This is a genomic window from Halorussus amylolyticus, assembly GCF_004143485.2.
Taxonomy (GTDB): Archaea; Halobacteriota; Halobacteria; order Halobacteriales; family Haladaptataceae; genus Halorussus; species Halorussus amylolyticus.
This window is the reverse complement of record NZ_ML974130.1, coordinates 79,767-99,212: the sequence shown is the minus strand read 5'-3', so window position 1 is coordinate 99,212 and position 19,446 is coordinate 79,767. Positions and strand designations below refer to the sequence as shown.

At 65.0% G+C, this 19,446-nt stretch carries 21 protein-coding genes; 9 read left to right on the top strand and 12 right to left on the bottom strand.

Annotated features, from left to right (window positions below; translation table 11 throughout):
* Positions 1–136: 136 nt before the first annotated feature.
* Positions 137–358 (bottom strand): DUF7569 family protein, encoded by a 222-nt coding sequence (locus EKH81_RS00500; protein WP_132059283.1) that lies wholly within the window; start codon positions 356–358, stop codon positions 137–139.
* A 240-nt stretch (positions 359–598) separates the two neighbouring features.
* Here EKH81_RS00500 and EKH81_RS00495 point away from each other — a divergent pair, with 240 nt between their 5' ends.
* The 4 genes from EKH81_RS00495 (at position 599) to EKH81_RS00480 (ending at position 4,820) form a co-directional block, all read left to right on the top strand.
* The gene (locus tag EKH81_RS00495; protein WP_132059282.1) at positions 599–2,035 is read left to right on the top strand and encodes a RecJ family nuclease; all 1,437 of its coding nucleotides are present in this window, start codon (positions 599–601) and stop codon (positions 2,033–2,035) included.
* Between the two features lie 227 nt (positions 2,036–2,262).
* Entirely contained in the window at positions 2,263–2,583 is a 321-nt protein-coding gene (locus EKH81_RS00490) for a DUF5783 family protein (protein WP_132059281.1), read from the top strand.
* 282 nt (positions 2,584–2,865) lie between these two features.
* Positions 2,866–3,225 (top strand): NifU family protein, encoded by a 360-nt coding sequence (locus EKH81_RS00485; RefSeq protein ID WP_132059280.1) that lies wholly within the window; start codon positions 2,866–2,868, stop codon positions 3,223–3,225.
* Between the two features lie 107 nt (positions 3,226–3,332).
* Positions 3,333–4,820, top strand: a complete 1,488-nt coding sequence (locus EKH81_RS00480; protein WP_132059279.1) for a sulfatase — start codon at positions 3,333–3,335, stop codon at positions 4,818–4,820.
* A gap of 31 nt (positions 4,821–4,851) precedes the next feature.
* Here EKH81_RS00480 and EKH81_RS00475 read toward each other — a convergent pair whose 3' ends face one another.
* The 6 genes from EKH81_RS00475 to hemB form a co-directional block, all read right to left on the bottom strand.
* Entirely contained in the window at positions 4,852–5,877 is a 1,026-nt protein-coding gene (locus EKH81_RS00475; RefSeq protein WP_132059278.1) for a lysylphosphatidylglycerol synthase transmembrane domain-containing protein, read from the bottom strand.
* Positions 5,878–5,986: 109 nt separating this feature from the next.
* Entirely contained in the window at positions 5,987–6,889 is a 903-nt protein-coding gene (locus EKH81_RS00470; RefSeq protein WP_132059277.1) for a ketopantoate reductase family protein, read from the bottom strand.
* Between the two features lie 381 nt (positions 6,890–7,270).
* Positions 7,271–7,609 carry a DUF7130 family rubredoxin-like protein gene (locus EKH81_RS00465; RefSeq protein WP_132059276.1) on the bottom strand — a complete coding sequence of 113 codons (339 nt, stop codon included), beginning with the start codon at positions 7,607–7,609 and terminating at the stop codon, positions 7,271–7,273.
* Between the two features lie 585 nt (positions 7,610–8,194).
* A complete protein-coding gene (locus EKH81_RS00460) occupies positions 8,195–9,841 on the bottom strand; it encodes an ammonium transporter (RefSeq protein WP_132059275.1) in 1,647 nt (548 codons plus the stop codon).
* Positions 9,841–9,984 (bottom strand): hypothetical protein, encoded by a 144-nt coding sequence (locus EKH81_RS00455; RefSeq protein ID WP_162224332.1) that lies wholly within the window; start codon positions 9,982–9,984, stop codon positions 9,841–9,843. The genes EKH81_RS00460 and EKH81_RS00455 overlap by 1 nt, the downstream gene beginning before the upstream one ends.
* 226 nt (positions 9,985–10,210) lie before the next feature.
* A complete protein-coding gene (gene hemB, locus EKH81_RS00450) occupies positions 10,211–11,191 on the bottom strand; it encodes a porphobilinogen synthase (protein ID WP_132059274.1) in 981 nt (326 codons plus the stop codon).
* Positions 11,192–11,475: 284 nt separating this feature from the next.
* On the opposite strand from hemB, the gene EKH81_RS00445 reads away from it, so the two are divergent.
* The 3 genes from EKH81_RS00445 (at position 11,476) to EKH81_RS19945 (ending at position 12,940) form a co-directional block, all read left to right on the top strand.
* Complete coding sequence (locus EKH81_RS00445; RefSeq protein ID WP_238392110.1) at positions 11,476–12,006, top strand: DedA family protein; 531 nt, start codon at positions 11,476–11,478, stop codon at positions 12,004–12,006.
* 197 nt (positions 12,007–12,203) lie between these two features.
* A complete protein-coding gene (locus tag EKH81_RS00440) occupies positions 12,204–12,503 on the top strand; it encodes a hypothetical protein (protein ID WP_132059272.1) in 300 nt (99 codons plus the stop codon).
* Positions 12,500–12,940: a type II toxin-antitoxin system VapC family toxin gene (locus EKH81_RS19945; RefSeq protein WP_132059271.1), complete on the top strand. Its 441-nt coding sequence runs from the start codon at positions 12,500–12,502 to the stop codon at positions 12,938–12,940. The genes EKH81_RS00440 and EKH81_RS19945 overlap by 4 nt, the downstream gene beginning before the upstream one ends.
* Here the strand turns inward: EKH81_RS19945 and EKH81_RS00430 are convergent.
* The 4 genes from EKH81_RS00430 to EKH81_RS00415 form a co-directional block, all read right to left on the bottom strand.
* A complete protein-coding gene (locus EKH81_RS00430; protein WP_132059270.1) occupies positions 12,937–15,063 on the bottom strand; it encodes a (Fe-S)-binding protein in 2,127 nt (708 codons plus the stop codon). The two genes, EKH81_RS19945 and EKH81_RS00430, sit on opposite strands and share 4 nt — an antisense overlap.
* An 83-nt stretch (positions 15,064–15,146) precedes the next feature.
* Positions 15,147–15,854 (bottom strand): energy-coupling factor transporter transmembrane component T family protein, encoded by a 708-nt coding sequence (locus EKH81_RS00425; RefSeq protein WP_132059269.1) that lies wholly within the window; start codon positions 15,852–15,854, stop codon positions 15,147–15,149.
* Positions 15,851–16,549: an energy-coupling factor ABC transporter ATP-binding protein gene (locus tag EKH81_RS00420; RefSeq protein WP_132059268.1), complete on the bottom strand. Its 699-nt coding sequence runs from the start codon at positions 16,547–16,549 to the stop codon at positions 15,851–15,853. Before EKH81_RS00420 ends, EKH81_RS00425 begins: the two co-directional genes overlap by 4 nt.
* Positions 16,550–16,577: 28 nt before the next feature.
* Entirely contained in the window at positions 16,578–17,159 is a 582-nt protein-coding gene (locus EKH81_RS00415) for a biotin transporter BioY (RefSeq protein WP_132059267.1), read from the bottom strand.
* A 117-nt stretch (positions 17,160–17,276) separates the two neighbouring features.
* Between EKH81_RS00415 and EKH81_RS00410 the strand changes: the two genes are divergently transcribed.
* Entirely contained in the window at positions 17,277–17,879 is a 603-nt protein-coding gene (locus EKH81_RS00410; RefSeq protein WP_132059266.1) for a helix-turn-helix domain-containing protein, read from the top strand.
* 288 nt (positions 17,880–18,167) lie between these two features.
* Positions 18,168–18,833 carry a CRISPR-associated protein Cas4 gene (locus EKH81_RS00405; protein WP_132059265.1) on the top strand — a complete coding sequence of 222 codons (666 nt, stop codon included), beginning with the start codon at positions 18,168–18,170 and terminating at the stop codon, positions 18,831–18,833.
* Here the strand turns inward: EKH81_RS00405 and EKH81_RS00400 are convergent, their stop codons facing one another.
* A complete protein-coding gene (locus EKH81_RS00400) occupies positions 18,834–19,424 on the bottom strand; it encodes an L-threonylcarbamoyladenylate synthase (RefSeq protein WP_132059264.1) in 591 nt (196 codons plus the stop codon).
* Between the last annotated feature and the right edge of the window lie 22 nt (positions 19,425–19,446).

Here is a 19,446-nt window from a genome sequence, read left to right as displayed (position 1 = left end):
TTCGACGACCGTCGATACGGAGGAGTACGGACTTCTACACAGACATATTTTACACTATATTTATAGTCCTATTAAGGCAGTTTTGCTCAAAAATTCCACGCAGAACCACGGTTTCCACCTGAAATGGAGGGGTTCGTTAATCCACGATGATGTCGGTGTCGCCGTCCTCGATGACCGCGTGGTCGGGGTCGGGTTGCATCTCGTCTTCGTAGCGGTCTATCCAGTCGGCGAAGCACTCGGGACAGAGTCGCTGGCTGTCTATCTGCGAGCGGTCCACGGTGAGCCGAACGGTGCGCGCCAGCGCGTCGGATACGGGGTCGCCACAGTCGTTGCACGGGTCGGCGTCCTCGTCGCTCATGCCGAGGGATGGGGAGGGACGCCATATAGTTGTTAGCGTCCGTGCGTCTCGTGGTCGGGTGGTCAGTTCAGGAATTCAGACGATGGAGTCCGCGCGAAACGCCGATTCGGAGCGACACGACCGACAGGAACGCAAACGGCCCGATGGTAGCTACTCCGGACGCGTACGAGAATCACGAGCCACACACCTCCCCGACCGATAGCCGAACTTTATAAGTGATACCGACTTACCCACTCCCGAATGGCTTCCGCTGGTCCAGTTCCCGCCCTCGCGGAGCGCGCCACGGCGTGCGCCGACCGCCTCCGCGAGGCCGACGACGTGTTGCTCGCGTCCCACATCGACGCCGACGGCCTGACGAGCGCCGCGGTCGCGGCCTCGGCGCTCGAACGTGCGGGTATCCCGTTCGAGACCGTCTTCAGCAAGCAGTTGGACGCCGAGGAGGTCGCGGCCATCGCGGCGACCGACTACGACACCGTGCTGTTCACCGACTTCGGGAGCGGCCAGTTGGACATCATCGCAGACCACGAGGTGGCGGGCGACTTCACGCCGGTCATCGCCGACCATCACCAGCCAGCCGACGCGGACACCGAATTTCATCTGAATCCCTTGCTGTTCGACATCGACGGCTCCTCGGAGCTGTCGGGCGCGGGCGCGAGCTACGTGCTCGCACGCGCGCTCGAACCTCCGGACGGCGACTCCCGCGACCTCGCGGCGCTCGCGGTAGTCGGGGCAGTCGGTGACATGCAGACCACCGGCGGCGAACTCGTCGGCGCGAATCAAAACATCGTCGCGGAGGGCGTCGAGGCGGGCGTCCTCGACACCGGCACCGACCTCGCGCTCTACGGCAAGCAGACCCGGCCGCTCCCGAAACTGCTGGAGTACGCGAGCGACGTGTACATCCCCGGCATCTCGAACAATCAGAACGGCGCGATTCGGTTCCTCGACGGTCTCGACATCGACCTCCAAGCCGACGGGGGCGACTGGCGACGATGGGTGGACCTGACCGCCGACGAGCGCCAAACGGTCGCCAGCGCGCTCGTCCAGCGCGCGGTCTCGAAGGGCGTCAGCGCGAACCGAATCGACGGTCTCATCGGGACGACCTACACCCTGACCGCCGAACCCGAGGGAACCGAACTCCGGGACGTAAGCGAGTTCTCGACCCTGCTGAACGCGACCGCCCGGTACGAACGCGCCGACGTGGGGCTGGCGGTCTGTCTCGGCGACCGCGGGGAGGCGCTCGACCGCGCGCGAAAACTCCTCACGAATCACCGGCGAAATCTCTCGGAGGGACTCCGATGGGTCAAGTCCGAGGGCGTCACGAAGGAGGACCACCTCCAATGGTTCCACGCCGAGGACCGCATCCGCGAGACCATCGTCGGCATCATCGCCGGAATGGCGGTCGGTGCGGACGGCGTCGAGCGCGGAACGCCGATACTCGCATTCGCCCACAAGCCCAACGACGACAGCGACGTGTCGGAGGTGAAGGTCTCCTCGCGCGGAACGCCCTCGCTGACCCGCCGTGGTCTCGACCTCTCGGTCGTAATGCGCGAAGCATCGCAGGCGGTCGGGGGCGACGGCGGCGGTCATAACGTCGCGGCGGGCGCGACGATTCCCAAGGGAGCGGAGTCGGAGTTCGTCGAGCGCGCCGACGAACTCGTGGGCGAACAGCTCGGATAGCGGTCGGTTTTCGGCAACGTCGCGAGAACTGTGAGTTGAAGCTGTTGACCGGTATTCTGTATCGTATTATAGGGTTTATTCTTGCATCTCGGTTGGTCTCCGTGACTCTGTTCCGTCAGGAGCGACCGTGAGGCCAAATAACGTAACAGTACTCCGGGCTGTCGAGAATGGAGACGGTCGTGGTTCGCATCGCCCGACTTTTATTCGCGCTCGACCAACTCCGGGGTATGACCGACATCGACCCCGAGAAGTTCGAGGACAAGTACGTCCACTACTTCAACGAACTCCAGAAGGCGTACAAGAACGCGTTCAACCGACTCAACGACCAGTACGATTCGGAGCTCATCCACGCTATCGACCAGCAGGTGCTCAACGAGAGCGAGCCGTTCTACGAAGGCGACGGGGAGTTTCGGGTCGAGCTGCCCGAGAATCCGACTGACCGCGTGCAGGGAATTCTCGTCGACGACGAGAAGCTGTCGGAGACCCTCGACATCTACGTCGAGGAAATCGAGACGGAACTGCGCCGGGTTTTCGGGTTCGAGGAGTAGATTTTTCGCGCCGCGGTGCGCGCGCTTCGGTTTCGGCCCGGTCTTTCGGGCCGAGAGCGGTGTTTCGCGGGGTGAGTTCGGTTCGTACCTGGTCGCGAGCGTGCTCGCTGCCGGAGGCAAGATAAATTATATATCGCGATATCAAAACGGTTTCGACGCCGACCACGTCCGCAGAACGGGACGGAGTCGTTCCCTCGGTCGAAGCGGCTGATTTCACACAATTCGAAGTCTCGGAACCGATTGAACCAAAAGCCTAAGGCCGCAGACCACCAACTCGGATTCATGAGCACCGACACTCAAAGCGACGGGGACGACCTCGAAGAGCGGGTCACGAACTTCCTGCGTCGGAACTTCCCGCAGATTCAGATGCACGGCGGCAGCGCGGCCATCCAGAACATCGACCGCGAGACCGGCGAAGTCAGCATCCAACTCGGCGGGGCGTGCAGCGGCTGTGGCATCTCGCCGATGACGATTCAGGCCATCAAGAGCCGGATGGTCAAAGAGATTCCCGAAATCAACAAGGTCCACGCGGACACCGGAATGGGCGGCGGTCACGGTGGCGGCGGAATGAGCCCCTCGTTCCCCGGCGAAACCAGCGACGACGACTCGGACAGCGACGAAGGCCCGCAGGCTCCCTTCTGAGCCAGCCTCGGATTTCCGACCGCGGGTGACGCAAGCGATTCGAATTCTCGGCTCACACACCGGCTAACATCAGGATATTTATCCCGTCGGGGATTGGACGGATGGGTATGACCAACGACGCTACCGCGGGGAACGTCGTGTTCGTGGTCATGGACACGGTTCGAAAGAGTCATCTTTCGGTCTATGGTTACGACCGCCCGACGACGCCGAATCTCGAACGGTTCGCCGACGAGGCGACCGTCTTCGAGCACGCCGTCGCCCCCGCACCGTGGACGCTTCCGGTCCACGCCTCGCTGTTTACTGGGATGTACCCGAGCCAACACGGCGCGAGCCAAGAGAACCCCTACCTCGAAGGCGCGACCACGCTCGCCGAATCGCTCTCCGCAGCAGGCTACGACACCGCGTGCTACTCCTCGAACGCGTGGATAACGCCGTACACCCACCTGACCGACGGTTTCGACGACCAGGACAACTTCTTCGAGGTGATGCCCGGCGACTTCCTCTCGGGGCCGCTGGCGAAGGTGTGGAAGGCGATGAACGACAACGACTCGCTCCGGAAAGTCGCCGACTACCTCGTGAGCGTCGGCAACAAGATTCACGAGTACACCGCTTCGGGCGAGGGTGCCGACTCGAAGACCCCGCAAGTCATCGACCGGACCATCGAGTTCATCGACGACGCGGACGACGACTACTTCGCGTTCATCAATCTGATGGACGCCCACCTTCCGTACCACCCGCCCAAGGAGTACAGAGACGAGTTCGCGCCGGGCGTCGATTCTACCGAAGTCTGCCAGAACTCCAAGGAGTACAACTGCGGCGCGCGCGACATCGACGACGACGAGTGGGAAGCAATCGAAGGCCTGTACGACGCCGAAATTCGACACATCGACGCCCAACTCCAGCGCCTGTTCTCGTGGCTGCAGGACAACGACGAGTGGGACGACACGATGGTCGTCGTCTGCGCCGACCACGGCGAACTCCACGGCGAACACGACCTCTACGGCCACGAGTTCTGCATCTACGACCCGCTCGTCAACGTCCCGCTAATGGTCAAGCATCCCGAGATGGAGGGTGGCGTGCGCGAGGACCAGCAGGTCGAACTGCTCGACCTCTATCACACCGTCCTCGACCACACGGGCGTCGAAGCCAGCGACTCGACCGTGCCGCGCGATTCGACGCGGTCGCTCCTCTCGGCGGACTACCGCGACTTCGCCGACGGCGACTTCGCGTTCGTGGAGTACTACCGGCCCGTGGTCGAACTCAAACAGTTGGAACAGAAGGCCAGCGACGCGGGCATCACGCTCGACGAGGACTCGCGGTTCTACTCGCGGATGCGGTCGGCCCGGCGTCCCGACGCCAAGTACATCCGCAACGAGCGCATCACCGACGAGTTCTACCACCTCGGTTCGGACCCCGGCGAGCGCGACGACGCGTGGGGCGAGGGGAGCGACGAGGAGGTCGAACTCGAAGCCGCGCTCTCAAAGTTCGAGGAAAGCGTCGGCGGCGAGTGGAACGAGGTCGAGGACGACGACGTGCTCGGCGAGATGAGCGACGACGCGAAAGACCGGCTACAGGACCTCGGCTACATCGACTGAGCCGACTCGCGGCGTGCGGAACCGCCTGTTTTTACACCGAATCGACGCCGACGATGCTGACGACGCCGCCGCCGATGACGACCGGAACCCAGTAGATTGCGGCCCGGAAGAGGACGACGGCGGTAAACGCGGTCTGCCACTCCACGCCCGCCGCCGGGAGACTCGACAGCAGGCCGACGAGGACCGCCTCGATGCCGCCCGCACCGCCCGGAAGCGGCGTCACGCCCGCGATAGCGCCTACCGGGACCACGAACAGGAGCACCGAGAACGGCACCGCCGACCCGATTGCGGCGAACGCGAGCCACAGCGCCACCATCTGGAACACCCACCCCGCAGTCGAGGCGCCGAGCGTGAGCGCGAGTCCCTTCCGGTTCGTCGCCACGCGCTCTATCGAGTCGAAGAACTCGCGGATGCGCGCGTCGATTTTCTGGCGACTCAGTGCGATGTCCGCGGGGACGAATCGCGTGACGCGCTTGAGTATCGGCGCGAGTATCTTCGCGACGGTTCGCCGAACCCTGGCGCGATTTCGCCACCCGAAGAATCCGAGAATCGGAACCGCGATGGAGAGCGCGACGATGGCTCCGGTCGCGATTCGAAGCTGGCGGCTGAACGGGGTCTGAGTCGCGTAGAACCCCGCGCCCGCGAGCGACAGCACGATGGAGGGCACGAAGTTGAGCGAATCGACGCTCGCGATGGCCGCCAGTCCGCGCTCGTACTCGGTGTCGGCCACCTTCGAGATGAGCAGCGCCGTGACCGGCTCGCCGCCCGCCTGTCCGAACGGGGTGACGTTGTTCGAGAACATCGCGCCGTTCAACACGAGAAACGACTTGGCGAACGAGAGTTCCGCGCCGAGGACGTGAAGGACGGTTCGGAGGCCGAACCCCCACGCCGCGAGCCACCCGAGCGCGGCGACCACGATGAAGACCGCGATTCGAGGGTCGGCCTTCCGGAGTTCCCGGACGACCTCCTCGACGCCGACGAAGTATAGCAGTAGCCCGAGAATTGCGAACGTCCCGAGAAATCCGAGGGCGGTCGTTCGCAACTGCGCGCCGTTCATGACTCAAGCTTGCCGCCTGCACTAATCAGTATGTCGAAGTCTCAGAATTGTGGCGGGAAGCCGAACGGTCGCGATTCTCCGGGGTTCGGCCACACGCGACCGGTCGTTATCACCGGTCACCGTCGCGACCGTCTTCCCACGCCCGAACGAGGTTCGCGAGCGTTCGATTCGTCGGGACCGCCACGCCGTGCCGGTCGGCGCGGGCCGCGACGTGGCCGTTGATGGCCTCGATTTCGGTTCGCCCGCCTGCAAGCACGTCCTGATGCATCGATGAGACGTTCTCGGCGGTGTCGCTAGCGACTCGCTCGACGGCTTCGACGGCCGCCTCCGCACCGAGTTCGACGCCTTCGGCGCGAGCGACCCGGGCCGTCTCGCGGGCCGCCGCCATCGCAATCTCTCTCGCGGCCCCGTCGAGGACTGCGCCGTTCTCGACGCGTGCCAACGCCGTGGTGGCGTTGATGCCCGCGTTGACTGCGAGCTTTCGCCAGAGTCTGCGGGGCATGTCGTCGGCCACGGTCGTCTCGATTCCGGCCGCGCGGAAGGCCCGGCCCACGTCGTCGGCGACCGCCGAAGTGCCTCCCTCGCGCGGGCCGACGACGACCTCGCCCTCGCCCGTGCAGTCCACGACGCCCGGTTCGCGCAGGACCGCACCGTAGGACGCGGTTCCGGCGAGAACAGGCCAATCGAGGCGCTCGGCGAGAATCGCCTCGTTGCCCATCCCGTTCTGGAGCGAGAGGACGGCGCGGTAGTCGCCCGTCGAGAGGGCGTCGGCGGCGGTCTCGGTGTCGAAGGCCTTGACGGTCACGACCGCGAGGTCGGCGGTGAGTCCGGTCGCGTCGGTGGTCGCGTCGGGCGACACCTCGAAGTCGAATCGCCCGCCGACCCGGAGGCCCGATTCGCGGACCGCCGCGACGTGTGGGTCGCGCCCGACGAGCGTGACCGCGTGCTCGCGGGCGAGCAGGCCGCCGACGAGGCTTCCGAGGCTTCCCGCGCCGAACACGACGACGTTCATGCCGAGGGGTTGGGACGCAGGGTAGAAAAGTCGTGTACTGTTGGTCGTGCTATAGTCGTCGCTCGGTGAACGTTCCACCCCGGCGCGCGCTGGCGCGGCGCGGCCGTGTTGCGCCGCGCTATCATTCGCGCGAGGTCTCCGGGAGCGAAGCGACCGGAGGATCGGAAGACGCGGTTTGTCTTCCGGTGGATGACCGAACGAGCGACTGAAAGGAGCGAGTGAGGGAATCGGCTGGGGAGGCGCGTGGCCCGCGGTCGCGGTGCTGTGCGGTCTTCTAGGTACCGGGAGTAGCTAGCTTCGCGCCGGACGCCACTCTACTAACTCGAAGCAGAACGCGGAACCGAACGACACCACCTGTGTCCCGATTAAAGAGAGAAACACCTAGTCCTCGGTCCAGTACATCAGCGCCTCTTTGGGTTCGCCGCAGTTCGGGCACTCGTCCGGAAGTCCCTCGTCTATCTCGCCCATCTCGCCGCACTCGGTGCACCGCCACATGAGTTCGGCCTCGCCGAAGTCGTGGCCCGCGCGGGCGTGTTCGACGCTCAGACGCTCGACGCCCTCGCGGGTCGTGACGAAGAAGCCGCCCTCCTCGAACCCCCGAATCGTGCCGATTTCGGTGCCGTCATCGTCGTAGACGGTCTGCCCGAGGTCGAGTTGCATGAGTCGCTCCTCGGCCTGCTCGTCGCCCTCCGCCGCGGGCGTCTCGCCGTTTCCGGTCATGCGACGGGATACGTCGGCATTCGTGATAAACTTCCTCGCCCGTCTGAGTCAGCTTCGAGCTGCGATATCCGTCGTAGAATGGTCCTCTCCAGTTCATTCCAAATTGCCGTCCGAACTCAGACGAAGGAGACGCAGAAAGCCCCCGCCCGGTCGCCACCGGAAGACGTTCCTGCTCGCTTCGCTGTCTCCGAAAATCTCTGATTTCGGGATGACGAGAGAGCAGAGCTCTCTCGAACCACGCGGGCTGCGACTTCCGAGGTGTTGCGAATCGGAGATTCGCCACAGCCCACAAATCTTCGATTTGTGAGGATCTCGTTCGCTTCGCTCACGAGACGGTCGCTCAGGCGACATATTCGGCGCTCTCCGCGCCGGAAGACAAACCGCGTCTTCCGAGGTCACCCTCGCGTGACCACCGCCCGCGCCGAATAGGGGTCGCTGAGGCGACTGAACTGCACGCGACCGGGCGGCCCCTTTCAGTCCACCCGGACGGGGTTTCTGTCACCGGCAGTTTCCGGTGGAATGTGTCACCGAGCGTTTTCCGCCGTTCGTCGCGCTCGCCGCGGTTAAAAGAGGGACGCGAGTCGATTACACCGCTTCCGTACCGCGAACGCCGGTCCGGACCTGACAGGCGTCCTCGACCGGGATCACGAAGATTTTGCCGTCGCCCGGCTCTCCGGTGTCGGCGGCCTCGCGGATGGCCTCCACGACCTCGTCGGCCGGAACGTCGGCGACCGCGCACTCGATTTTCACCTTCTGGTGGAGGTCCACGGTGTACTCCTCGCCGCGCCACTGGCCCGTCTTCGCGGGCTGGCTTCCGCGACCCGAGACGTTCGTGACCGTTATCGAGGGTGCACCCACCTGCGCGAGCGAGGTCTTGACCTCCCGGAGGCGGTCGGGCCGGATGATGGCGGTCACGAGCTTGATTTTGCCGTCATTCGGCAGGCCCCCGCCGTCGGTCCGGAGCGCACCGCTTTCGATTTCGGGACCACCGAACTCGGGGTAGGTGTCCACGCCGTGTTCGGAGCTGTCGAGACCGTCGCGCTCGTGGTCGGCGCTCACGCGCGCCTGGCCGATTGCCTTGAGCGCGCCGAACACCGCGCCGGTCGCCGCGACGGTCCAGAGCGTGATGACGCCGACGCCGATGAACTGCGTAATCAGTTGATTGACTGTGAACCCCTCGACCGCGAAGAACGGCAGGACGAGTGCGCCGAGAATCCCGGCCGACCCGTGGACGGGGAACACCGCGCACACGTCGTCGATTTTGAGCCGCTTCTCCACGAACTCGAAGACGATTGGGAGCTGTGCGCCAGCCAGCAGCCCCGAGACGATGCCGCCGTACCACGTGACGAGGTCGGCGCTCGTGGTCACGCCGACGAGGCCGGCGAGCAGGCCGTTGGCGACGTAGAGCGTATCGACCTTCTTGGTCTTGTACAGCGACACCGCGGCCGCGCCGATGGCACCGGCGGCCATGCCGAGCGTGGTGTTGAGCGCGACCCGGCCGACGTACGCGAAGTCGCCGAGCGCGAGCGACCCGTCATCGACCGAGAACACGGTCGCGGCGGTGCCGACGTTGAAGCCGTACCAGCCGAACGCGAGGACGAGTGTGCCGAGCACCGCGAACGTCAGCGAGTGGCCGGGGATGACGTTCGGCGAGCCGTCGTCGTCGTACCGGTCGAGGCGCGGCCCGATGACGTACGCCGCGGTGAGTCCTGCGATGCCGCCCATGCCGTGAACTATCATCCCGCCCGCGAAGTCCGCGAAACCGAGGTCGAAGAGGAAGCCTTCGCCCCACGTGAACCCGGTCACGACCGGGTAGATGACCGCGGCGAGCAGTATCGTGTACGCGACGTACGCCCGGAGCTTCGCCCGACCAGCGACCGCACCCGAGACGATTGTCGCAGCGGTCATCGCGAACACCGCGCCGAACAGCCAGCCGACCCACGCGTTCGGGTCGGAGCCGTCGAGGGTAGCGAACATCGCGGCTTCGCCCGACCCGGTGACTGCACCGACGACCGACGAGAGTCCGGCACCCACGAAGAAGAACGCCACGACGCCGACGCTCCACGTCAGGAGGTTCTTCGTGAGCTGATTCGCGACGTTCTTCGAGCGCACCTGCCCGGCTTCGAGCATGGCGAACCCGGCGTGCATGAAGAAGATGAGGAACGTCACGAGCAGTACCCACATCAGATTGATTCCCTGCACGAGCACCGCGAGGTCTTCGGGCGACTGCATCACTCCGCGTCACCTCCGGACATCTCGATTTCTTCGGACATCTCGACGCCTTCGGAAGTTCCGCTCGTCGGGACTTCGACCAGATCATCTGGACGACTGTTCAGGAAAACCGCGAACTCCTGTTGCTTCGTGTTCTGAGTCACGGTTCGTCGTGACGGCGACGCACCATATAAGGATAACCGTTGAAAATATCCAAAATAGCCGGTGTACGGTAGACGGTCGTCGAGTTTAAAATCGGATAATACGGATATAAGGTTGTATTCCGTCCAGAAAGCGGGCGTTCGGTCGGTCGAGTTCGGACGTTCGTCCAGAGCGTCTGAGTGGGGTTCGTGACGTTCGTCGTCCGCGATGCGCGCGCGAACGCCCTCGTTAGAACCGCTCCGCCACGTCCTCCGCGAAGTACGTCAGAATCAAATCGGCTCCCGCCCGCTTAATAGACACCAGCGACTCCATCGCGGTCTCCTCCAAATCGAGCCATCCCTTCTCCGCGGCGGCGTGGAGCATCGCGTACTCCCCCGAGACGTTGTACGCCGCGACGGGGTGGTCGAACGCCTCGCGGATGTCGCGGACAATGTCGAGGTACGGGAGCGCGGGCTTGACCATCAGCACGTCCGCGCCCTGTTCCACGTCGAGTCGGACCTCACGCACGGCCTCGCGCGCGTTCGCGGGGTCCATCTGGTAGTGTCGCCGGTCGCCGAACGCGGGCGCGCCGTCGGCGGCGTCCCGGAACGGGCCGTAGAACGCCGACTCGTACTTCGCGGCGTAGCTCATGATGGGCACGTCGGCGAATCCCTCGGCGTCGAGCGCCTCCCGAATCGCACCGACCATCCCGTCCATCATCCCGGACGGAGCCACCATGTCGGCCCCTGCTTCGGCGTGGGAGGTGGCGATTTTCCCGAGCAGGTCGAGCGTCTCGTCGTTTCGGACGGTAAGACGGGCGTCCTCGCTCGCGCGCTCCTCCAGAATCCCGCAGTGCCCGTGGTCGGTGTACTCACAGAGACACACGTCGGTAATCACGTAGGCGTCGGTCTCGTTCTTGATTCGCCGGGTCGCCCCCTGCACCACGCCGTCGTCGGCCCACGCGCGGGTCCCGCGTTCGTCCTTCGACGCCGGGATTCCGAACACCATCACGGACTCGACGCCGGTTTCGAGCACCTCCTCGACGCGGGCGACCGACTCTTCGACCGGCACGCGCTCGTGGCCGGGCATCGATTCGATGGGAACGCGCTCGTCGGTCGTCGCGTCCACGAAGACGGGCGCGATGAGGTCTTCGGGCCGCACGACGGTCTCGCTGACCATCTCGCGGATGCCGTCGCGTCGGAGTCGTCGGGGGCGGTCGATGGGGTTCATGTCCGATTCTTACCGGTCGGGTCCCAAAACCGCGTCGTTCCCGGTCGTCGCGTCGTTTCGGGTCAAAACGCATTTATCGGCCCGTGCTGATTGGCTATTCGATGGACGTGTCTCCGCTCACCTCGCTCCCGGACGTGACGCTCGCTCTCGGAACCGCGCTGTTTTTCGCGGGGGTGTTGCTCTCGAACGCGACCGGGACGAGTCGGGTTCGGGAGTTCCTCGCGGACAAGGGCGTCCTCCTGCTCACGGTCGGTATCGTCGCGCTCGCGGTCGTCGGCGTCGGTCTGTTCTTCGTCGGCAACGAGCAACTCGCTCGGCAGTGGCTCGACCAGTACGGCCTGCTCGCGCTGTTCTGCATCCTGATTCTGGAGGGCGCGATGCTGCTGTACTTCGCGCCGAGCGAAAGTCTCGTCCCGATTGGCGTGGCCGTCCTCGCCGAGTCCGCGACCGACTACGCCACCATCGCGGCGGTCATCCTCGTCGCGGTCGTCGGCGCGACCATCGGCCAGTACGCGCTCTTCCTGCTCGCCAAGCGCGGCGGCCGGGAGTACCTCCTCGAAAAGCAGTGGTTCCGGGTCAAAGAGAGCCAACTCGACCGCTTCGACGGGTGGTTCCAGCGGTGGGGTCGCATCGTGGTTCCGGTCAGCAACGCGCTCCTCTTCACGCGGGGGATGCTCACGGTTCCGGCCGGGTTCGCGGAGATGCGCGACTGGGAGTTCGTCGTCCTCTCGGCGCTCGGTACTCTCATCTTCCAGTCGTGGCTCGCGGCCGCCGCGCTGTACGCGGTCGAGCTCGGCTTCCTCGGATTTCTCTAATTTCACTCCGGATTTTCTAGGCCCAAGGCGTCAGACATAACATCGCTCGTATCGTACCACCGAACGCGCTCGCGTGCCGACTTCATCGCGTGCCATGCAATGAACTTCACGCGAGCGCACTTTCGTACTGAATCGACCGCAGAGCGACGCATTTCGACCGAAGCATCAAATACGAAAACGGACAATCGACTGATAGCATGAGTTCCTCAGTGGACATCTCCGACCGGACGAAGTCTCGTCTGGAGGCGCTGCAGGCCGATATTCGGTCCGAAACGGGCCGCGAAGTGAGTCAGGACGAACTCCTCGACCGAATCGTCGAGCACGGGTACGACTCGAAAGAGGCGTTAGTCGAGTCGTTCCGAGACGATGCCAATGTGAACTCGGACGACTGGGACGGCCTCTCGGAAGACGAAATCGATGCGTTCCTCTCGGGGACGAGCGATTGGGGCTTTGAAACCTCGGAAGAAGATATTGACGAGGTTCTCTACGGGAAATGAGTGTGGTCATCGATACGGGGCTGTTCTATGCGGTTCAGAACGAACGAGCTACGAACCACGACACTGCGAAGAGGGCACTTTCGCACGTCTTTTCGGGTGAATTCGGTCAACCGTACGCGACGGACTTCGTTTACGACGAGACGGTCACTCTTGTCCGGAGTCGGACGAACAGTTTTCGAGAAGCGACTCACGCTGGAAATCGGATTCTCGGGCGAGCCGACTATCCAGATGTGGTTGAGTTCGTCACAGTCTCCAAAACGCTGTTCAAAGAATCAATCGAGATTTTCGAACGCTACCGCGACCACGCGCTCAGTTTCACCGACGCCTCCACCATCGCGCTCGTGAAGAATCGAGACATCGACTTCGTCCTCGCGTTCGACGACGACGACTTCGACGGGGTCGTCTCGCGTCTCGCTCCGGCGGAAATTGCGGCTTAGTCGGCCGCGACTTCGACGCGCTCTTTCGCACCGATGGCCTCGACCAGCAGTTCGGACACGTCCACGACTTCGATGTCGTCCTCGTAGCCGCCGGTCTTCCGGCCGTCCTCGTACATCGTCATGCACATCGGGCACGCGACGACGAACTTCTCGATGGCCTCGCCCGCGTCGGTGTCCTGCAAGGCCTCGCGCAGGCGCTCCTCGCTCGGCTTGGGGTCCTCCTCGAAGTCCATCCAGAGGCCGCCACCGCCGCCGCCACAGCAGAACGAGTCTTCACGGTTTCGGGGCATCTCGGCGAGTTCGCACCCGGTTCCCGCCACGATTTCGCGCGGGGCCTCGAACTCGCCGTTGTACCGGCCGAGGTGACACGGGTCGTGGTAGGTCACGGTGTAGTCGAGTTCGGTTCCCGAGAGTCCGAGCGCGCCATCTCGGAACAGGTCCTCCACGATTTGGGTGTAGTGGAACACGTCGTCCTCGCCCCACTCGCACGCCTCGAACTCGGGGTACTCGTTCTGGAAGGTGTTGTAGCTGTGGGGGTCGGTGCAGACGATTTTGTCGTACTCGCAGTCCCCAATCGCCTCGGCGTTGTCCTCCACGAGCATCTCGTAGAGACCTTCCTCGCCGACTCGGCGCACGTCGTTGCCCGCGGTCTGCTCGTCGTCGTAGAGGATGCCGTAGCTGACGCCCGATTCCTCGAAGATGGTCGCCAGCGACCGGGCGACTTTCCGGTTGCGCTCGTCGAAACTCGGGTAGTCGCCGACGTACCAGAGGTACTCGACGGGTTCGTCGCGGGCGTCGGGAATCTCGAAGTCCAAGTCGTCGGCCCAGTCGGGGCGCTTGCGGTCGGGTTCGCCGAACGTGTTGCCGTTCTGGAACACGTTCATCATCGCGTCCTGCACGTTGGGGTCCATCTGGCCCGATTCGGTGAGTCGGCGGTTCATCTCGGTGAACTGCGGGACGTGTTCGATTTCGACCGGGCAGGCGTCCATGCACGCCATGCAGGACATACACGACTCCATCGTCTCCGCGGCGATGACCGAATCGCCGCCGTCGGCGATGATGGGCTTTTCCTCGGTTCGCCCTGCTTCGAGGTCCTCGCGGTACTGTTTCAGGTCGAGAATCACGTCGCGGGGGTCGAGCGGCCGGTCGGACGCCTTTGCGGGGCAGGCCGACGAACACCGGCCGCACTTAGTGCAAGCGTCGTGGTCGAGCAGTTCCTTCCACGAGAAGTCCTCGATGGAGCCGTGACCGATTTCGTCGGGGCTGGCGTCGTCGGGGACGCCCGGCAGTCGCTTGCCCGCCTTCTCGTCGCGGGTCACGACGTTCGCGAAGGACGAAATCATGTGGAACGGCTTGGCGTACGGAACCGCGGCGACGAACGCGAGCGCGAGCAGGGCGTGGGACCACCAGATTGCGGGGTACGCCGCGCCAGCCATCTCGGGCGTGACGCCAGCGACTTGGAGCACGTCGTAGACGAACCACCCGACGAAACTCACCGTCTCGAACGACACGTCGCGGGTCGCGCTCGTGCCGAGGATGCGGACGCCCTCGGTGAGGTAGCCCCCGACCCCGAGCAGGAACAGCGACCAGATGAACAGGTCGTCCTCGGTGGAGGTGTGCTTGCCCCAGAGGCGCGCGTTTCGGACCCAGTAGCGCCGGTAGATTGCCATTCCGACGCCGACCACGAACAGGAGACCCATCGCGTCCATCACGAACGAGTACGAGAGGTAGAAGTCGCCGACGAAAAAGGAGTCCTGACCGAGCCCCTTCGTCCAGATGTCCATGTCGATGGCGAGGATGGTCGTCCCGATGAGGAGGGTCAGAAAGCCCCAGAGGATGAACGCGTGCATCACGCCCGCGTAGCGGTCGCGGTCGAACTGCTTCTCGTTCGTGAACACGATTTTCGCGGCCGAGAGCACTCGACTCGGCAGGTCGTCGAGTCGTTCGAACCACGACTCGGTGCCCCGAGAGTAGGTCGAGAATCGGTCGTAGACCCCGAACAGGAAGATGGCTATCGCCACCGCCGAGAGGTAGTAGAAGATGGCCTCGCCGAGGTAGCCAATCTTCCAGAACGTCGGGCGGGTCACGTCGCTTCCCGCCTGCGCCAACACGAAGGTGTCCATGTCTTACACCGTGAAGACGATTCGCTTAAGTTTTACCGACTCGCGCGCCTCCATCTCTGGAAAACGAACTAAAAGTTTATAGTTTAGAGAGTCGCCCATATCACGAGTCCGACACTCCCCGCCAGTACCGGAACGTCCACCCGCGAGAACGAGAGGTGGGGAAGCGTCGGATTCCACGCGAAACATCGCGCCCGGAGCGCAACTGCGAATCGGTCAGCGCGCGAGAGCGCCCGCGCGATGCCCGCGACTCCGACCAACTGCATCCGGGCGACGAGCGGTCGCTCGTCGCCCAACCGCGCCGCCGAAGCGTCCCGAATCCGGCGCAGGTCCGCGCGCAGGACGGGCAGAAATCGGAAGACGAAGCCGACGCCAGCGCCCAGCATCCGTCCGGTGCGACCCGGCACGAGACGCTGTATCGCGGCCCGCGACTCCCGGACGGGGGTCGTCCGGAGGTACGCCGCGCTCACGAGCAGGACTAGCACCACCCGATAGCTCGCGAGCAGGGTGTCGAACCCCTTCGCGGGCCGAACCCACGGCGGGCCGATGGTCGCCGCGGCGACCACCGGACCGGCGAGTAGAAACGGCGCGACGAACCGGTACTCCCACAGCGTTCGTCGGGCCGACACCCCCGACGCGTGGAGCGCGCCGAGTGCCACGAGCGTCAGCGCCGCCAGTCCGCGCGGCGTGGTGTGAGCGAACGCCGCGAACGCGAACGCGACCTGAAACCCGAGTTTGGTTCGCGGGTCGAGCCGGTGAGCGAACGAGTCACCCGGCCGGTACGTGAGGGTCACGGCGCGCGAACCCCGAGGTCGGCGAGTCGGTCGCGCGCGCTCACGGGCGGCGAATCGACCGCAATTTGGCCCTCCCGAAGCGCCACCACGCGGTCGGCGAGGTCCCACACGTCCCGGAGGTCGTGGGTCACGACGACGACGCCCGTTCCCGCCTCGCGGAGCGCACGGAGTCGCTCGACCACCGACTCGCGCGCCGGGGCGTCCAGACCCGTGAAGGGTTCGTCCAGCACGAGGTGGGTCGGTTCCATCGCCAGCGCCCCCGCGATGGCCACGCGCTCGCGCTCGCCGCCCGAGAGCGAGTCGATGCGGTCGTCTCCCCGACTCGCCATGTTGACCGCCGCGAGCGCGTCGGCGACTCGGCGGTCGATTTCTTCGTGGGGCAACCCCAAATTCTCGGGGCCGAACGCCACGTCCGCGCCGACCGTCGCCGCGACGAAGCCGTCGCGCGGGTTCTGGAACACCATCCCCACGCGCGTCCGTGCGGCCACGAGGTCGTCGGCGACCGGCGTTCCATCCACCAGCACCTCGCCCGAATCAGGGTCGAGCAGGCCGTTGAAGTGGCGGACTAAGGTGGTTTTCCCCGAGCCATTCGCGCCAGCCACCACGACGAACTCGCCGTCGGAAATCGACAGCGAAACGCCGTCTACCGCGGCGACCTCCCCGTACCGGTGGACCAGTTCGCGCGTCTCTATCATTTACTGTAGGTCTCTGATTCGGTCGGGGTCACTCCGCGGCTATCTGGTCGCTCCGGACGATGCCGACCGCGGCCGCGATTTTGAGCGCCTCGGCCGGGATGAACGCGAGCGCGCCGGTCACGAACGCCTCTTGGAGGCTCAGTCCGAGGACGACCGAGAGACCGACGACCCCGGAGGCGTAGATGACGACCGTTCCGACCGCCATCGCGCCGACGAGTCGAGCGACGTGCCGTTCGGCGTGGTCTCGAATCTGGACTCCGCCGTGGACGACTGCGCCAACAGCGAACGCGGCGACCGGGTACGACCAGAGGTAGCCCGCGGTCTCGCGGAACAGTTCGGCGACTCCGGCCCCGCCCCCGGCGAACACGGGCGCGCCGATCGCGCCCGCCACGAGGTACAGGCCCATCGAGACGCCGCCCCAGACCGGGCCGAGCAGAATGCCCGCGAGGAAGACGCCCAGCACCTGCAGCGTGACCGGTGCGGGCGAGACGGGGTTCGGAAACGACACGTACGCGAACGCGCCCGTCAGCGCGGCGAACAGCGCCGCACGCGCGACGTTCTGGACCGTCTCCTCGCCGACCAACTCGACCGATGCGGTGTCCGTGCTCATACGCTCGGTGTCTCGTCAACCGATTTGAAACCTACGGTTGACGGTTTTCGCGCCGAGCGCCTCCCTCCCGCCGACAGTTTTTTAAGTAGGGGGCGCGTCCCCGAAAAACCATAGGACATGGACGAGAAGACTGAGGAACTCCGGGACATCTTCATCGATGTCACCGACGAATCCACCGTCACCGAACAACAGGAAGAGACCCACGGGTCGCTGAGTTCGGAGGCGGAGGTCGAAGAGCGTCTCGTAGCCGTCGTCGGCGAGATGCGCGAGCGATACGACTTCGGGACCACCCTCTCGGACGACGAACTCGTCTTCGTGGTCCGGGGCTACTACGCTGGCGACTCCGACGCCGAAATCGCCCGCGAACTCGGCGACACCTCGCTCGGAAAGACGGTCTCGCGCGCGCGAATCGACCTCCACCTCCTCCGAGACAGCGACACGGACGCCCCTTTCGACCTCGACGCCCTGCGCGAACGCCTCGACTCCGGGGCGTCGGCCGCCGAGTGCGCCGACCACCTCGACGTGAGCGCCTCCACGGTCCGCCGCTATCGCCGCGTCATCGAGACCCAGCGCGAGAAGCGAACGGTCAACGACCGCTTCACCGACGAGTTCGAGAACGTGCTCCGGGACCGCGAACTCTCCGACCGGATGACCGAGGACATCCAGAACGACGGTCTCGACGACGCGACCGAGGGGATGGAGACGAACGTTTCCTTCTAAACCACGGCTTCCACCTTTTTTCTCGTCGGGTGCGCGCAGACCGGGCCGCGGGGCGGCCCGGTCTGCTGACGCACCACTCCTCAAAAAATGTGGATCAAAAAAAGGATGCTCATCGGGCGCAGGCCGCGGTGCGGCCTGCGCCTCGTTCGCATCTACGTTCTCTCGTGCGCGGGCCTACGGCGCGCTGTCGTGGATGACTGGTCGGACTGGTGGTTTTTGTTTGGTCGGACGTCGCTGTGTCTCCTTTCGCGCGTAGATTCAAGTAGGAAGCCGGGACCAACTCTCCGCGTGTCCAAACTCGCGTTCAGCGAACTCTCGACCGCGGCGTACTGTCCGCGAAAGCTCTACTACCAGCGCCGCGACGAGTTCGATATTCCCGACGAGGTCGCCGAACGTCGAAGTCTCGCGTTCGAGTACGACGACCTGCTCGCGTGTTCGGACGCCGGCCTGCGCGACCGACCGATTTCGATTGGGCCGACCGAATTTCGCGCGAATCTCGAACGCGCGCGCTCCCGGTTTCCCGATGCGTGGCCCGAGATTTGCGCTCCGACCGACCGCGAGCGACTCACCGAAGGGCGGGAGTGTCGCGGCATCGTCCACAAGGTTCTCGACCTCGACGTTCTCACGCCGTCGATGGTCTTCACCGGAACACCGCCCGAACAGGGCGTCTGGAAGCCACAGACCGTCAGGGCCGTCGCGGCCGCGAAGGCGCTCTCGTGGGAACACGAGCGGCCGGTCGAGCGCGCCTTCGTGGAGTACGCCGCTCACGGCGTCGTCCGCGAAATCGACCTCACGACTCGCCGGAAAGCCGCCTACCGAACCGCAGTCGGGGCCGTTCGGTCACTCGACGGTCCGCCGCCGCGTCTCAGCAACGACGCCAAGTGCAAGTCCTGCGAGTACCGCGAGGAGTGTGGCGTGAAAACGCGGTCGCTCCGGTCGCTACTCGGACTGTGACTACTCCGGATTCGCGGCCAGCCACGCCTCCACCTCCTCAGCGTTCGCGCCCCGTCGAAGAATCTCACCGGTCTCGACGTTCACGACCGTACTCCCCGTCCCGCCGGTCTCACCTCCGTCGAGGACGACCGCCGCGGCGTCCCGAATCTCGGGGTCGAGGTCGTCCGTACGGGTCGCGCTCGGCCGACCGCTCACGTTCGCGCTCGTGGCCGTAATCGGCGCGACTTCGCGGAGGAGCGCCAGCGCCACCTCGTGGTCGGGCACGCGCACTCCCACGCGCTCACGCCCGCCAGTCAGCGCGTCGGGGACGACCGGGCGCTTCTCGCAGACCACCGTCACCGGACCGGGGAGGAACTCGCGCATGAATCTGACTTCGCGGTCGGTCGCTCGGACGTAGTCGAGCGCGGCGTCCACATTGGGCACCGCCAGCGAAATCGGTTTGTCGCGGTCGCGGCGTTTCGCCGCGAACGCGCGCTCGATTGCGGGCTCGCTCAGAGCGTCCGCGCCGAGACCGTACACCGTCTCGGTCGGATAGACAACGAGGTCGCCGTCGCGGACGGCGGCCGCTGCGCGCGCTACGTCGTCGGTCATGGCGACCACTCGGCGGTCCGAG